Annotated in this window: 13 protein-coding genes; 5 read left to right on the forward strand and 8 right to left on the reverse strand. The window is 45.4% G+C overall.

From position 1 onward, the window contains the following. The first annotated feature begins 173 nt into the window (after nucleotides 1-173). Both ACFQ2O_RS03280 and ACFQ2O_RS03285 read left to right on the forward strand, forming a co-directional pair. Nucleotides 174-569 (forward strand): GtrA family protein, encoded by a 396-nt coding sequence (locus tag ACFQ2O_RS03280; protein WP_377522892.1) that lies wholly within the window; start codon nucleotides 174-176, stop codon nucleotides 567-569. A gap of 149 nt (nucleotides 570-718) precedes the next feature. Beyond that, the gene (locus ACFQ2O_RS03285; protein ID WP_377522894.1) at nucleotides 719-913 is read left to right on the forward strand and encodes a hypothetical protein; all 195 of its coding nucleotides are present in this window, start codon (nucleotides 719-721) and stop codon (nucleotides 911-913) included. Nucleotides 914-1,168: 255 nt separating this feature from the next. Here the strand turns inward: ACFQ2O_RS03285 and ACFQ2O_RS03290 are convergent, their stop codons facing one another. After that, nucleotides 1,169-2,803 (reverse strand): glycosyltransferase family 39 protein, encoded by a 1,635-nt coding sequence (locus ACFQ2O_RS03290; protein WP_377522895.1) that lies wholly within the window; start codon nucleotides 2,801-2,803, stop codon nucleotides 1,169-1,171. A gap of 87 nt (nucleotides 2,804-2,890) precedes the next feature. On the opposite strand from ACFQ2O_RS03290, the gene ACFQ2O_RS03295 reads away from it, so the two are divergent. Both ACFQ2O_RS03295 and aspS read left to right on the forward strand, forming a co-directional pair. Further along, a complete protein-coding gene (locus ACFQ2O_RS03295; RefSeq protein WP_377522896.1) occupies nucleotides 2,891-3,784 on the forward strand; it encodes a glycerophosphodiester phosphodiesterase in 894 nt (297 codons plus the stop codon). Between the two features lie 76 nt (nucleotides 3,785-3,860). Further along, complete coding sequence (gene aspS, locus ACFQ2O_RS03300) at nucleotides 3,861-5,621, forward strand: aspartate--tRNA ligase (protein ID WP_377522898.1); 1,761 nt, start codon at nucleotides 3,861-3,863, stop codon at nucleotides 5,619-5,621. 593 nt (nucleotides 5,622-6,214) lie between these two features. Here aspS and ACFQ2O_RS03305 read toward each other — a convergent pair. Genes ACFQ2O_RS03305 through nuoK form a run of 4 tightly spaced genes read right to left on the reverse strand, consistent with a single transcriptional unit; the run spans nucleotide 6,215 to nucleotide 11,433 of the window. Then, nucleotides 6,215-7,594, reverse strand: coding sequence for an NADH-quinone oxidoreductase subunit N (locus tag ACFQ2O_RS03305; protein WP_377522899.1), 1,380 nt, complete (start codon nucleotides 7,592-7,594; stop codon nucleotides 6,215-6,217). Nucleotides 7,595-7,632: 38 nt separating this feature from the next. Continuing rightward, complete coding sequence (locus ACFQ2O_RS03310; protein ID WP_377522963.1) at nucleotides 7,633-9,084, reverse strand: complex I subunit 4 family protein; 1,452 nt, start codon at nucleotides 9,082-9,084, stop codon at nucleotides 7,633-7,635. A gap of 15 nt (nucleotides 9,085-9,099) precedes the next feature. Further along, nucleotides 9,100-11,064, reverse strand: coding sequence for an NADH-quinone oxidoreductase subunit L (gene nuoL / locus ACFQ2O_RS03315; RefSeq protein ID WP_377522901.1), 1,965 nt, complete (start codon nucleotides 11,062-11,064; stop codon nucleotides 9,100-9,102). 39 nt (nucleotides 11,065-11,103) lie between these two features. Then, nucleotides 11,104-11,433 carry an NADH-quinone oxidoreductase subunit NuoK gene (gene nuoK / locus ACFQ2O_RS03320; protein WP_377522902.1) on the reverse strand — a complete coding sequence of 110 codons (330 nt, stop codon included), beginning with the start codon at nucleotides 11,431-11,433 and terminating at the stop codon, nucleotides 11,104-11,106. A gap of 253 nt (nucleotides 11,434-11,686) precedes the next feature. Here nuoK and ACFQ2O_RS03325 point away from each other — a divergent pair, with 253 nt between their 5' ends. After that, nucleotides 11,687-12,727 (forward strand): DUF6929 family protein, encoded by a 1,041-nt coding sequence (locus tag ACFQ2O_RS03325; protein ID WP_377522903.1) that lies wholly within the window; start codon nucleotides 11,687-11,689, stop codon nucleotides 12,725-12,727. 71 nt (nucleotides 12,728-12,798) lie between these two features. Here the strand turns inward: ACFQ2O_RS03325 and ACFQ2O_RS03330 are convergent, their stop codons facing one another. The 3 genes from ACFQ2O_RS03330 to nuoH all read right to left on the reverse strand — a co-directional run bounded on the left by ACFQ2O_RS03330 (nucleotide 12,799) and on the right by nuoH (nucleotide 14,984). Continuing rightward, nucleotides 12,799-13,317: an NADH-quinone oxidoreductase subunit J family protein gene (locus ACFQ2O_RS03330; protein WP_377522904.1), complete on the reverse strand. Its 519-nt coding sequence runs from the start codon at nucleotides 13,315-13,317 to the stop codon at nucleotides 12,799-12,801. A gap of 4 nt (nucleotides 13,318-13,321) precedes the next feature. Continuing rightward, nucleotides 13,322-13,831, reverse strand: coding sequence for a NuoI/complex I 23 kDa subunit family protein (locus ACFQ2O_RS03335; RefSeq protein ID WP_377522906.1), 510 nt, complete (start codon nucleotides 13,829-13,831; stop codon nucleotides 13,322-13,324). Nucleotides 13,832-13,916: 85 nt separating this feature from the next. Then, nucleotides 13,917-14,984, reverse strand: coding sequence for an NADH-quinone oxidoreductase subunit NuoH (gene nuoH, locus ACFQ2O_RS03340; protein ID WP_377522908.1), 1,068 nt, complete (start codon nucleotides 14,982-14,984; stop codon nucleotides 13,917-13,919).

A 14,984-nucleotide genomic window follows, 5' to 3' on the forward strand; every position in this document is an offset into this window, starting at 1 on the left:
ACCAATCAGGTCCTTTTCTCGACAAATGTGCGGGTGGCAACGAAGTAACTCTTGTATAAGGAAGAACTACTAATTATGAGATTCAAATAGTAGAAGGTTGGTTGCCTGCCTTAAGTCTATTACTTTTGTATCGCCTGTGCTATGGCCTGTACACAACGCAAAGCAACAACCTCATGTCAGAAAGTTTACAGAACCTTTTCTTTAAGTTCTTAAAGTTTGGAGTGGTAGGATTCTCGGGTCTGCTGCTCGACTTTGGAGTGACGTATCTGGCAAAAGAAAAGCTGCACTGGAATAAGTATGTGGCAAACAGCCTGGGCTTTCTGTTAGCCACGGCAAGCAATTTTTACCTTAACCGCATCTGGACTTTCCACAGTGCTGACCCTGCCATTGGTATGCAATACGGTAAGTTTCTTGTTGTGGCATTGGTAGGATTACTGCTGAACAACTTTATCATTTACCTCCTCTCAGACCGGGGTAAGTTTAACTTCTACGTAGCTAAGTTCTGTGCTATTGTGATAGTCTTTTTCTGGAACTTCTCCATCAACTACCTCTATACCTTTACAAGGTAAAGTAAGCCATAGCTGCATACGATACCTGCTCCTCCTTAATTATAAGTATGGCAAAGTATAACACTGTAGTTACTGTTATACAGTTAATTTATCCCTGTCCCTCCGAGGAGGGGCATTTCGGCTGATACCATTTCATAAGTATAGGTTGTATGGCTGGCGACACCGGGCGGAAAAGGCTGTACCTGACTGGACTATATGATCAGCTGCTATCGAACCTGTTTCCAGTTCCTGGGTTGAGCGCCTATGCGAGTTTTTCGGTCCCACGCGACGCCCTTATCGAGGGCCTTACCCCAGGCTTGGGCGCTCCAAAGCCAAAGGTGAAAGGAATTGTATTTGCGAACTGAAGGATGAGCAGAAGCCAGAAAAATAGCTTCGTTGAAAATGCAGTAGGCTGAGGCTATGAAAGTATAGCTAGTATAGCAGAAGCTATTCAGAGATGACTTTTCAAGCCAGTTGAGCTACAAGCTCAACATCATAGTAGGGCACGAGTTGAAAACTCGCGCCAGCGGTTGGGTATAAGAAGTATAGCAGAAGCAATCCTCGGCACAAGCGGATTTGCCCTTTGTTAAATTTCGATTTTTAAATTATACTTAAACAACCTACTTCACCACCTTATAAATCTGCACATGCTCGTTTTTATGTACTCTTGGGTTTAGCAGGTGCAACACTTGGTCATACAGCGATGGCGTAATGGAATGCTCCAGTTCTAGGTTTGGATAGAAGGTATGCAGGCGTGCCATGCGCTCGTCCATATCATCGGTGCCTACTACTACCACATAGTCGGTTTTGTAAGGCGACGCTGTTATTTCTTTGCTGAATTCCTGTTGGGTCTTGTCTTCATTTAAAGTATAGACCATGATGAAGTTCTCGGGAAGTTGTTTTTTTCCTTGTAAGTACTCCTCCCACACCATGTCCTCGTCTGTTAGATATTCATCATACACCACACTTGGGCGGCCCAGGTAAAAGAGAGGCGGGGTTTTTACACTGTGGTTTCCAAACTCCAGTACAACACCGTCCAGGTTAGGTTTGTCTGATAAGTATACCAGCGGGGCTACACGGCTCTTTTTAGTATAAGTAAAGGCAAGTCCTACGGCAGCTATTAGGTTAATTACCCAAAAGAATCCCCAACTAATTGCTAATAACTTGCGACGCTTCTGCCAGAAAACCGACTGGCGCACAAAAGATTGCCAACCGATAACGCCCAGCACCATGATCAGGGGAAGTAGTGGCAAAATAAATCGCTCCTGCTTATTGGGGAACAACGAGTGCGCCACAAAGAAGATAAGTCCGCCCCAGAAAAGCTTTGGCGCCAGTTTGGCAGTGCGAGCATAACCCACCACCAGGAAAGCGCTTACCGGCGGTACAAGAAAGCCAAGTATGGTCAGTGCAAAACGATAAACCGGTCCTGTGCTGTAGCCATAGGCATTCTCTGTATTGTACAGGAAGTAAGCTACAATAGAGTGAAAGGGATAGTCAAAGAAGATGATATCAATGGTGCCCTGTATCAGAAATGCCGCTAACGCAAAACCTGCTGCCAAAGCCAGTGCATCGCGCCATTGGCGGTTGTAGAGCAGCACTAATCCTGCTCCAGCTCCAAACAACATAGTATGGTAGCGGAAAGTGAAGGCTAAGGCAAACAGTACACCCGCCCAGAAGTAAGGCATCACACGCTTACGCTCCAACTGTTCCTCTTTTACCATTAAGTAAAAAGCAGCCAGATATGGCGGAATACACACCATCTCTACCAGGTTGCGCACACTCATAAAAGGCATAAACCAGACAAGTGCCAGCATCAGCCCCACCAGTCTCGCATTTGCTTTGTTAGATAATCGTTTGGTTAGCTTATAGCCAAAGAACACCACCAGAAGCGAGTACAGGGCATGCACTAGCCGCACAACCAGCATTTTAGTATCCGGGCTGAAAATGCCCACACCTTCCATCACATAAAAAATCGCGTAATGAATAAGCACATATAGCATACTGTGGCGCGGCGGCATTGGCTCATTCAACCATAGCGGAAACCCATCCAGCCAGCCTTGCGCAATAGTAATCACATCAAAATGGTCATCGCTGAAAGCAAAACCTTTTGAAAAGAAGGCAGCTGCTATACGTACAGCCGCTGCTATGATAAGTATAGTAGAAAGCGGAATGATATAGCGCTCCTGTGGCTGGCCTAACGTGGCCGCATCTGCTGTAAAAACCTTAGCGACACTTGATTGGGAGGTGCTTTGCATGTATGCTGTTTTTGTGCGACTGCAAATTTAAGGGTAATTATAAAGATTCTGTGTTACCTTCGTTGTTAAAATAAACTATTTTTTAAATTGGCTATAGTACATAATGCGTCGAAGCGGCAGTTACCGCGAAAGATAGGGGTTGGAGTGCTGGCAGTGTTTGTACTTGCACTTGCTCTTGGTGCCTGGTTGCTGTACAGGCACGATAAAATAGAACATACCCAAGTGCTCGTTATAGGACATGCGGGATCAGGGTTTCTTTCTCCTTTTAATCCCTTCAATCCACTGCCTGCTAATAGTATGGCCTCTATTGTAAAGGCAATGGAAGAGCAGGATGCAGATGGAGTAGAGGTAGATGTGCAGCTGACAAAAGATGGCACACCTGTTCTGTACCACGATGTGTACCTGGAGAGCAGCACGGCCGCAACAGGGCTGATTGATGAAATGCCGGCAGCAGAGGTAGTCGGTTTAAAGTATAAAGGTGGTTTTTTGTATGATATCTTTCATGATGAAAAAATCATCACCTTAGAAGTTTTGCTGCAGCGGTTTGCCGCCTATCCCGAGCTGCCATACCTGCACCTTGACTTGCGCAACCATGATGCAGGGCGGCATTTATACTATGCACAAACCTTAATGGCGATGCTGCGCAAGTATGACTACCCGCTACAGAAGTTAGTGTTTATTTCTCCGAACCCTGATTTTCTAGTTGCTTTTCGGGATGTAGAGCCGCAGGCACAGTTGATGATAGATACGGGAGACAACTTTGAGCAAAGTTTGCAGCAGGCACAAACCTACAACCTGCAAGGCGTTTGTGCCAATGGGCGCAACGTAAGTGCTGCACAGGTACAGCAGGCGAAGGAGCAGGGGCTACAGGTAGCGTTGTTTGGAGGTAAATCCCGTTCTCGTATCGCTAAAATGATCAACATGAAACCTGACGCCATACAGGTAAATAATGTGGAGGCCATGCGCGATATGCTCGACTAAGTTGTTTAAGCATAAGCAGGCAAACGAGCGTTAAGATTCTTACATTTGTAAATAACCATACAGTACATTATACATTATGTTCCGAACTCACACTTGCGGCGAGCTTCGCCAGGCCAATGTTGGCGAAGAGGTAATTTTAACCGGTTGGGTACAGCGCCTGCGCGACAAAGGCGGTATGCTGTGGATTGACTTGCGTGACCGATACGGCATCACACAGCTATCCCTGGACGAAGGCATTACTTCTGCTGAATTAATGGAGCAGGCCAGGAGCCTGGGCCGTGAGTACGTAATTCAGGCTGCTGGTAAAGTAATTGAGCGTTACTCTAAAAATGAAAATATACCTACGGGTGATGTGGAGCTTCAGGTAACTAAGATTGAAATTCTGAATCCTGCTAAACTGCCTCCATTCCTGATTGAAGACGAGACAGACGGTGGAGACGACCTGCGTATGCGCTACCGTTACCTGGACCTGCGCCGCACACCTGTGCGCCGTAACCTGGAGCTACGCCACCGCATGATGCGCGAAACACGCAACTACCTCGATGGCCTTAACTTTATTGAGGTAGAAACTCCTTATCTAATTAAATCTACGCCGGAAGGAGCCCGCGATTTCGTGGTTCCTAGCCGTATGAACGCCGGAGAATTTTACGCCCTGCCACAGTCGCCGCAGACCTTTAAGCAGCTGCTGATGGTATCTGGGTTTGATAAGTATTTTCAGATCGTAAAATGTTTCCGCGACGAAGACTTACGAGCCGATCGACAGCCGGAATTCACGCAGATAGACTGCGAAATGTCTTTTGTAACGCAGGAAGATATTCTGAATACATTTGAAGGCTTTATAAAACATCTTTTTGATAAAGTGAAGGGTGTGAATATTGAGAAGCTGCCACGCATGACATACGCTGATGCTATGCGCCTGTATGGTTCTGATAAGCCTGATACCCGCTTCGGGATGCAGTTTGTAGAGCTAAATCCACTGGTAAAAGATAAAGGCTTTAAAGTGTTTGATGATGCTGAATTGGTAGTTGGTATTTGTGCAGAAGGTGCCGCCAGCTTTACCCGCAAGCAACTGGATGAGCTAACTGATTATGTGAAGCGCCCACAGATTGGTGCTACTGGTTTAGTATATGCGCGCGTGAACGAAGACGGCAGCGTGAAATCATCTGTAGACAAGTTTTATACCCCGGAAGATCTGCAGGAGTGGGCAAATGCTTTCGATGCCAAGCCAGGCGATCTTATACTTGTATTGGCCGGTGGAGCTGATAAGACACGCAAAGCGCTGAACGAACTGCGTCTGGAAATGGGTACTCGCTTGGGCCTTCGTGATAAGAATGTATTCTCTCCGCTTTGGGTAGTTGATTTCCCTCTGCTTGAGTGGGATGAGGAGGCGCAGCGTTATCACGCCATGCATCACCCATTCACTTCTCCTAAGTTAGAGGACCTGCACCTGATCGAGAGCAACCCGGGTGCAATACGTGCCAATGCCTACGACATGGTAATAAACGGTGTGGAAGTAGGAGGAGGTTCTATCCGTATCTATGACCGTACGTTACAGTCACAGATGTTTAGCTTGCTGGGCTTTACAAAAGAGGAAGCGGAGGCACAGTTTGGCTTCCTGATGAATGCCTTTGAGTATGGCGCACCGCCACATGGTGGTATTGCTTTTGGCTTCGACCGTCTGTGTTCGCTATTTGGAGGATCTGACTCAATTCGTGATTACATCGCCTTCCCGAAAAACAATTCTGGACGTGATGTGATGATTGATGCACCTGCTCCCATAGCTGAAGCGCAGCTCGACGAATTACACATAAACTTGAAAAACCTTTCAAAAGGGTAACAACTGCTTATAAACATATAGCAAAGGCCTGCCGCTGATTTCAGCGGCAGGCCTTTCTTTTTCATCCACATTTTGGAGCTATAGTTGTTGGCAATGTGGATAACTATGTGGATTGAGTCATGAAAACCATGTTTATCCACTATTTAAGGCCTTTTTCCTTATAGTGGTGTGGATATGTGGATAAGTGGTGTTGAAAGACGCCTGTGTAATTAGTGGAGGGTGTGCTACAGATTCTATACTTAGATGGGCAGCAAGTTAGTTTGGAGGAACAGATTGCCACCTGACCAATCATGTACCAAGTGTCAGTAGCAGGATTTACAGGATTATTGTATGTATAGGCTCGGAAGGTGGTGAGATAAGGAAGTATGGGTTCGGGTGAAGCACGCTGCCACAGACACAAACAGGTGTAGATATACTTATAAAGTCGTTTGAGCTGCTCAGAAGAAGTATTTCACGCAGCATTACTTATAAGACTTTGCAGCGTCTATATATTCTGCGAGCGTTTAGGCTGATCTAATTACCTTAGCTATAAAACAGCAGCGGCTGCCTTAACAAAGGCAGCCGCTGCTGTAAGTATAATGTGTAGTTTTTCTTTAGATCAAATCACTTACTAACGCTGGAGCTATACCTAGAAGAATGGTCAGTATGGTGATAAAGATCAGGGTGAAGGAGGCAAAGCTTCCAACCTGAATTCTTTCAGCAGCAACAGGCCTTAAGTACATGGCTATTACCACACGGAAGTAGTAGTAAATACCTACTGCTGCCAGCACTACAGCCAGCACCACTAGCCAAATCATGTCCGGGTTTTGTAATACAGATGTAAATACAAAGAACTTGCCGAAGAAGCCTGCTGTAAGCGGAATACCACCCAGAGAAAGCATTGAAACTGTCATAGCAAAAGCAAGCAGCGGATTTGTTTTGCCTAAGCCATTGAAAGCGTCGTAAGCCGCGCTGCCACGCTGGTCCTGTACCATCTTCAGTACACCGAAGGCTGCAATGGTGGCCGCAGCATAAGAAACGGAGTAAAAGAAGATAGAGGCATCAGAGGACTGGTTGAAAGCAATCAGCGCCATCAGCATGTACCCAGCGTGCGAAATACTGGAATAAGCCAGCATCCGCTTTGCACTGGTTTGTACAACAGCGCCAATGTTACCTACTATAAGTGTTAGAACAGTAATTGCTATCAGCGTTGGGAACCAGGTAGTATAAGATGCTGCAAAAGCGGCTACCATTAACTTATAGAAAGCAGCAACACCAGCTGTCTTTACAACCGTTGACATGAAGGCTGTAAAGAAGGTAGGCGTACCATCGTACACGTCAGGTGCCCAGAAATGAAACGGAGCAGCAGATATTTTAAAAGAAATACCAATAATCAGCAGCAGTAGGCCTATTACAAACATAGTGCTCATCAGACCATCTGCAGCAACTTGTACAGCTCCAATCTCTGTGATGTTGAAGGTTCCTGTGGCGCCGTAGATCATCACAATACCAAAAAGCATAATGCCTGTGAAGAAGGACCCCATCAGGAAGTACTTTAAGGCTGCTTCGTTAGATCTTAAGCTGGTTTTGTCGCTACCAGCCAACACATACATGGCAATAGATAAAATCTCAATGCCAATGAAAAGCATAAGCAGGTTCTCATAACTTACCATCATGATGGCGCCTACCAGAGAGAAAAGCAGCAGCGAGTAATATTCAGCCAGGTTAGAATCTGCCTTATCCACGTAACGCTGTGAAAAGGGGACTAGCAGGAGCGTTGTGAATACCATAATGCCCGTGAACGCCACCGCATAGTTATCGATGGTGAGCATATTGTTGAAGTAGCTCTGCGTATCGTTCCAGCTAAGCAGGTTCACGCCAAAAACTACTATCAGGAATAGCAGGGATAAGGGCAGTAATACCTTCTTGGATTTCATAAAACCTACAAAAAGGTTTATGATGCCGAAAACAGATAGAAGTATGATCGAAGTCATGTCGTCGTATTTCTGTAAAAACGTTTCTCTTTAACTGTTTAGCGGTTAATAATGCTAAGCAGGTTATGTACTGCAGGTTCCGAAATGCTCAGGAAAGTGTTTGGGAACAACCCGATCCAGAATACCATTATGACCAGCGGAATCAATACAGCTTTTTCATTAAAAGTCAGGTCGGTAAAGTGCTGTGTCAATTCTGACTTAGTACCAAACATCACACCCTGGAACATGCGCAGCATGTATACAGCACCCAATATTATGGTTAGGCCAGCTACAGCTCCAAACCAGGGATTGTACTGGAACACGCCTGATAATAGCAGGAATTCACCAACAAAGCCGTTTGTAAGCGGCAGTGCTACAGAACCCAGCAGCAGGATCATAAAGAAGATGGAAAGCATTTTTGCATTCTGCGTAATACCTCCCAGGCCAATGATCTCACGTGTTTGTGTGCGGCTGAAAATAATGTCTATGATAAAGAATAAGCCTACTACGTTAATACCGTGGCTTAGCATCTGTATAACACCACCTTGCAGGCCTTGCTCGTTCAGCGTGAAAATACCTGCGGCAATCAAGCCAACGTGTGCAATAGAAGAATAAGCGATCAGGCGCTTCAGGTCGCTTTGGCGGATGGCGATGATAGAAGCGTATACGATACCTATAATAGCAAGTATAAGCACCACTTCATCCCATTGGCTCACTCCAAAAGGCACCACCGGAAGCAACCAGCGCAGCACGCCGTAAATACCCATTTTCAGCATGATGCCTGAAAGCAGCATCGTAGCCTGTGCAGGCGACTCTGTATACGTATCAGGTTGCCAGGTATGGAATGGGAAAATCGGCATCTTAATGGCGAAAGCGATAAAGAGGAACCAGAAGATCCAGCTTTGCGACTCGCTTGAGAGTGCCAGTTGGTAAAATGCATTTACATCGGATGAGTGCGTGCCTGGTGTCTGCAAGTATAAATATATAAATGCCGCCAGCATAAACAACGAACCGAAGATGGTGTATACAAAGAACTTAAACGTAACACGGATTCTGTTCTCCCCGCCCCAAACGGCAGCGATAAAGTAGATCGGAATAAGCGCCACTTCCCAGAAAAAGTAAAACAGGAAAGCATCCATCGCCACGAAAACTCCAATCAGCCCAGTCTGCATAAACAGAATAAGGGCATAGAAAACATTTGGGTTTTTGTAGTCGTGCTTAAAGGCAGAAAGGATTATCAATGGTATCAGGAACGTGGTGAGTAACACCATCAGCAAGCTGATGCCGTCCATGCCAATGCTAAAGCTAATACCAGCGCTCTCTATCCAGGGAAAGCTAAGGCCGAGTTGAGTGGTACCAAGTTCTGTGTTAAAGCCTGATAGGGCTACTAATGTTAGTGCAAACTCAACGAGCGCTGCTACAAAAGCCACTTTCTTAGCACCCTGTCCTTTTATCAGCAACACAATAAGTGCGGCTAAGGCAGGCCAGAAAAGTAATAGAGCTGTAATGATCATCTGCTATGAACCTTATCCGATAAAGAAGTTTAAAAATAGAATCAGTACAATGCTGCACACCATCACGAGCAGGTAAAAGCCAATGGCACCGCTCTGTGCGAAGCGAAGTGTACGGCCGCTCAGCATGGTAAGCTTACCAAAGCCATTCACAATGCCATCTACCACTATCACATCCAGTACACGGTGGAACACAGTTGACATCCATAGGATTGGGCGAACGATAAGCGCATTGTACAGCTCGTCGATATAATATTTGTTGTACACCAGGTTGTGGAGAGAAGAAAGCTTGGTACCCTCTGCAACTGGAACAGTTTTCTTACTCACATACATCACATAAGCGATGATAGCAGCAATTACGGCTACAGCAACGGATAATCCCATCAGCATCCATTCTGTAGCGTGGTCCAGGTGAAGTGGTTCTACCGCAGCTGCGTTTGCAACGCGTGCGTAAGTATAGATTGGTGCAAGGTAGTTCTGCAGCACATGGCTGTTTTCACCAAACACGGCCGGAATCCCTAAGAATCCACCTACTGTTGATAGTATGGCTAACACGATAAGCGGAATGGTCATAGACATTGGCGACTCGTGCAGGTGGCTTTTCTGTGCCTCCGTACCTCTGAAGGTTCCGAAGAATGTCAGGAATACCAGGCGAAACATATAGAAGGAGGTCATAAAAGAGGCTAGCATACCTAAGCCCCAAAGTAGTTTGCTGTGTTCCCATACGTGCGCCAGCAACTCATCTTTCGAGAAGAATCCAGCAAAAGGAGGGATACCAGCAATGGCAAGTGTACCAATCAGGAAAGTGACAAAGGTAATCGGGAGATACTTGCGTAAACCGCCCATGCTACGGATGTCCTGCTCATTGCTCATTGCATGGATAACAGAACCTGCGCCCAGGAACAATAGTGCTTTGAAGAAAGCGTGTGTCAGTACGTGGAAAAGGGAAGAAGAAAAAGCCATCACACCTAGCGCAAGGAACATGTAACCTAGCTGCGAAACGGTAGAGTAAGCCAATACTTTTTTAATGTCATTTTGCGCGAGGCCAATAGTAGCAGCCAATACAGCCGTTGCTACACCAATTACAGCGATTATTTCCAGTGTAGTCGGGGCCAGAACGAACAACACATTAGAGCGAACAACCATGTAAATACCTGCCGTTACCATGGTTGCCGCGTGAATTAGGGCAGACACTGGCGTAGGACCTGCCATCGCATCTGGTAGCCAGGTAAACAGCGGAATCTGAGCACTTTTACCCATGGCCCCAACAAACAGAAGCAGGGTGATGGCGATCATCACAGTAGAGTCTATGCCTCCTGTGTAGTTTACTGCCTCTGCAAATACCTGCGGGTAAGATACAGATCCGAAAGTGATGAAGATCAGGAAGATGCCTAACAAAAAGCCTAAGTCACCAATACGGTTCATCACAAAAGCTTTCTTTGCCGCATTGTTATAGCTGGTGTTCTTGTTCCAGAAGCCGATTAGTAAGTATGAGCATAAACCAACTCCTTCCCAGCCCACAAACATCATTACGTAGTTAGAGCCCATCACAAGCAGTAACATCGAGAACATGAACAGGTTAATGAAGGCAAAAAACTTACCGAAGTTCTCATCGTGGCTCATGTAGCCAGCAGAGTACAGGTGAATAAAGAAACCTATACCTGTTACCATCAGCATCATCAGGAGCGTGAGCTGGTCGATCAGGAAGGAGAAGCCAATGCGCATGTTGCCCACTGAAATCCAGTTATAGAAATCAACTGTGTAGCTGCGGCTTCCGTTAGAAGTGAAGTCCAGGAACAGGTAAGCAGTAAGTAGAAAAGAGGCCAGCACCGTGCTGCAACCAATAAAGCTTACCAGGCCTTTGGCTATGCTGCGGTTGCCAAGTCCGTTGATGATGAAGCCGGCCAGCGGCAGCAACGGAATAAGCAGACAGAGCAGCGCCATTCCCTGGTTGTTAATCGGCATTACAATCTCTTGCATCTGTATATGTGTTAAGCTATTCAGTGTCTTGGAAGGCTGTTACCACTTCAGGTAATTCAGCAGTTGTACATCAGTAGAGCGGATGTTGCGGTAAGTCATTACAATAATGGCCAGACCCACACATACTTCAGCGGCCGCTACCGCCATGATAAAAAACACGAAAACCTGTGCATTGGCATCAGCGCGATAAGCAGAAAGGGCTGTGAGTAGTAAGTTTACTGCATTCAGCATAAGCTCCACGCACATAAAAATGACAATGGCATTGCGGCGCGTAAGTACACCGATAATACCAATCACAAATAACGCCGCACTAAAAAACAGGTAATATTCTAATGGAATGGTTCTGATGACCTCAGGTATGTTGTTCATTTTGTTTGGCTGAACGTATTAGCGTTATATAACTGTCCAAAAATCAAGACGCAAAGTTATCCCCATTTTTGTAAAAACCATAACATATTTCCTATTCTTATTACATGCTGGTTTCCAGTTGAAGCGACTGGTTTTCTGTTGCTGCTGCCTGTTTTGAGGTATTTTTAGGTTTAATTGCAAGTCTGTCAGTATCTGTCCGAACTTATACTTTTAAACCAAAATTGCGTAGCTAGGGATGAAATCAAATTAAACTATGAAACATCTATATGTACTTGCCTTTGCTTACCTGTTGTTATTGCTGCCATCCTGCAAAACAGATAAGCCGACAGTTTCCGGTACGTCCCTAAGAGCCCTTGAACAGATGAAGCAACTTGAACTTACTGCCACCACGCAGCGAAAGTACTTTTACCAGAGTATTCCCTCTGCCTCGGGGCTGGAGTACGTACAAAACTTCTTTTATATAGTTGGCGACGACTCACCTTTTCTGTACAAGCTGAATGAGCAGTTTAAACTGGAGCAGACGTATGCTTTGTTCGATACAGCTGATTTTGCCACTGGTCGTATTCCCAAAGCTATCAAACCGGATCTGGAAAGTATGGCTCATTTTACCTATGGCAGAGATGAAATGCTCCTGCTACTTGGTTCTGGAGCCACAGATGCCCGGAACAAAGGATTTCTGGTAAACTTGTCGGAGGGCAATGCTGTGCGGGAGTTGAACTTAAGCCGGTTTTATACTTTCCTGAAACGGGTACTTAAACTGGAAACGGAGGGACAGCTTAATCTGGAAGGTCTGGCGATAGATAACACCTATACTTATCTGATGCAACGACCGCTGGGCCCAGGTGCAAATGTGCTGATTCGGTTTGACTCAAACGACTTCAAGCATTTTCTGATGAACGATGGTGCTATACCGGCAGCGGCTGTTTATCATTTTGAATTACCTTCTGCGGAGCAGCACAGGGCAAGTTTTTCTGGCGCTTATACTTTAGGTGACAAGCTGTTTTTTACCGCCTCGATAGAGGATGCACCTAATGCGATAGAAGATGGCGAAGTGTTAGGAAGCTTTATCGGAGTAATTGATTTAAAGGCTTTGCCTTATGCCACAGATGCTTTGAAGCCCTTAACGGTTCCTGCTGTGGTCATCAGGAATTCAGATAACTCACCTTATATAGGCAAGGCGGAGTCTCTGGTTGTGATGCAAGGGGAGGAGCAAGGCTTTTTTAAAGTAATAGTGGTGTCCGATGATGATTTGGGACATTCTGAGTTATTAGAGCTGCAGCTTCAGGTTAAGTAAAATCTTGTCCATAAAAAAAGGAGCCGGTTTCATGAAACCGGCTCCTTTTTTTATGGACAAGATAACTGTTGTTAAAAGTGTTGCTCGCCTTGTTCTTTTTTTCCAAGCATTACGGCTCCTACCATCGCTACAAGAAACAACACAGAGGCTAACTCAAAAGGCAGCAGGTATTGCGTGTAAAGCACAAATCCTAAGTTCTCTACCATACCTATCTGCGAGTCATATACCTCCGGGTTATATCCTACAAGGCTTGTTTCTTTTAGCGCTGCAATAAGCACAACAAACAGCAAGCCTCCGGCTATTGCGCCAGCAAATTTACTGAGTGTTGATGTTTTTACTTTGTGCTCAGATTCTTTACTCATGTTCAGGAACATGATCACAAACAGGAAAAGCACCATGATCGCACCTGCATACACAATAATATTTACAGCAGCCAAAAACTGTGCGTTAAGCAGAATATAGTGGCCCGAAATGGTAAAAAAGGTTATGATCAAAAACAGTACACTGTGCACCGGGTTTTTAGATATAACCACCATTAAGGCGCAAAGCAGTGTTAGCGAAGCAAGGAAAAAGAAAAGACTCTCAGTCATCGGGTTATTTCGTTTCAGTGGTTTTAAGAGGCTCAACTAAACGGTCTTTGCCGTAAATAAACTCGTCACGCTCGTAACGGGCCGGTGCAATTTTGTCATCCTGCAGGAATATCGCTGCCTTAGGGCATGCTTCTTCACAAAGACCACAGAAAATGCAACGCAGCATGTTTACCTCATAGGTTACAGCATACTTCTCTTCACGATACAGATTCTCTTCTCCCACTTTGCGCTCACCAGCTGTCATGGTAATGGCTTCGGCAGGGCAGGCCACGGCGCACAAACCACAAGCTGTACAACGTTCTGCACCTTTCTCATCGCGTTTCAGCACGTGCAGTCCGCGCCAGTGCTCGCTTCGCTCGCGCGTTTGCTCCGGGTACTGTACGGTTGCTTTCTTTTTAAAGAAGTGTTTTAAAGTTATACCAAGTCCCTGGGCAATAGCAGGCAAGTACGCCTTTTCAGCGAACGTCATCTCCTTTTTCTCCAGTTGCTTTCTTCTATTTGATAGTGGTTCCATCTCTAAGTCAATTATGATTGTTGCGAAGCTGCTTTAACCTACAACAGGTTACCGGCAGGCAACATTCAAATTTCGGTACTATAGTTTAAAATAAATAGTCTTTCAGCAGAATTCCGCCACCTGTCAGGATGATGTTCAGAATAGCCAGTGGAATCAGAATCTGCCATCCCAGCTTCATCAGTTGGTCATAACGGAAGCGCGGAAGCGTCCAGCGTACCCACATAAAGAAGAAGATGAACAGGAATATCTTTGCAAACATGGCTACTACACCAAGCAGTGTTACAATATTATTTGCTGTTACTACACTTCCTGTAGCATCTACTAGCCATGCTTCTAACTCCAGCATGAAAGGGAAGTTGTAAGCGCCAAAGTATAGTGTTGACATCACAGCGGATGCTACGAAGATGTTTATATACTCTGCAAACAAGTACATCCCTAGTTTCATAGAGCCATACTCTGTGTGGTAGCCACCAATAAGTTCTGCCTCACTTTCAGGTAAGTCAAACGGAGTACGGTTACACTCCGCAAAGGCGCATACCAGGAAGATAACAAAGCCTAATGGTTGATACCAGATGTTCCAGTTAAAACCTGCCTGTTGTGCCGCAATTTCACGTAGCGAAAGCGAACCCGTCATCATCAGAATAGCAATGAGTGAAAGTCCCATGGCCAGTTCATAGCTAATGTTTTGGGATGCTGCACGTATAGCACCTAGTAATGAGAACTTATTATTAGAAGCCCATCCGCCAATCATCAGGCCATATACACCTAACGATACAACACCAAAAATATAAAGTACACCAATATTAACTTCTATAGCCTGTAAAAACACCTCACGGCCATCTATCAACAGCCTGTCCCCAAAAGGTATAACAGCGCTAGACATAGTTGCTACCAGCATAGCAATACCAGGACCTATGATGAACAGTGCTTTGTTTGATTTGGCAGGTATAAAGTCTTCTTTAAAAAACAATTTACCCGCATCGGCCAGTGGTTGTAACAAGCCGGCAGGTCCTGCACGGTTCGGCCCCACACGGTCCTGAATAAAAGCAGCTATTTTACGTTCAAAATAGGTTGAGTAAGTCGCTATCAATAAGGTGATACCGAAAATAACCAGGATGTAAATCGCTTTATAAATTAGGTCTACAGACTCCAT

Source organism: Pontibacter rugosus (assembly GCF_042678745.1).
Taxonomy (GTDB): domain Bacteria; phylum Bacteroidota; class Bacteroidia; order Cytophagales; family Hymenobacteraceae; genus Pontibacter; species Pontibacter rugosus.

Excerpts from the sequence above, each read along its gene's own strand:
- ACFQ2O_RS03325 (WP_377522903.1), top strand. The coding sequence starts at position 11,687 with ATGAAACATCTATATGTACTTGCCTTTGCTTACCTGTTGTTATTGCTG.
- aspS (WP_377522898.1), top strand. The coding sequence starts at position 3,861 with ATGTTCCGAACTCACACTTGCGGCGAGCTTCGCCAGGCCAATGTTGGC.
- ACFQ2O_RS03290 (WP_377522895.1), bottom strand. The coding sequence starts at position 2,803 with ATGCAAAGCACCTCCCAATCAAGTGTCGCTAAGGTTTTTACAGCAGAT.
- ACFQ2O_RS03285 (WP_377522894.1), top strand. The coding sequence starts at position 719 with ATGGCTGGCGACACCGGGCGGAAAAGGCTGTACCTGACTGGACTATAT.
- nuoH (WP_377522908.1), bottom strand. The coding sequence starts at position 14,984 with ATGGAGTCTGTAGACCTAATTTATAAAGCGATTTACATCCTGGTTATT.
- ACFQ2O_RS03305 (WP_377522899.1), bottom strand. The coding sequence starts at position 7,594 with ATGACTTCGATCATACTTCTATCTGTTTTCGGCATCATAAACCTTTTT.
- ACFQ2O_RS03330 (WP_377522904.1), bottom strand. The coding sequence starts at position 13,317 with ATGACTGAGAGTCTTTTCTTTTTCCTTGCTTCGCTAACACTGCTTTGC.
- ACFQ2O_RS03335 (WP_377522906.1), bottom strand. The coding sequence starts at position 13,831 with ATGGAACCACTATCAAATAGAAGAAAGCAACTGGAGAAAAAGGAGATG.
- nuoK (WP_377522902.1), bottom strand. The coding sequence starts at position 11,433 with ATGAACAACATACCTGAGGTCATCAGAACCATTCCATTAGAATATTAC.
- nuoL (WP_377522901.1), bottom strand. The coding sequence starts at position 11,064 with ATGCAAGAGATTGTAATGCCGATTAACAACCAGGGAATGGCGCTGCTC.
- ACFQ2O_RS03280 (WP_377522892.1), top strand. The coding sequence starts at position 174 with ATGTCAGAAAGTTTACAGAACCTTTTCTTTAAGTTCTTAAAGTTTGGA.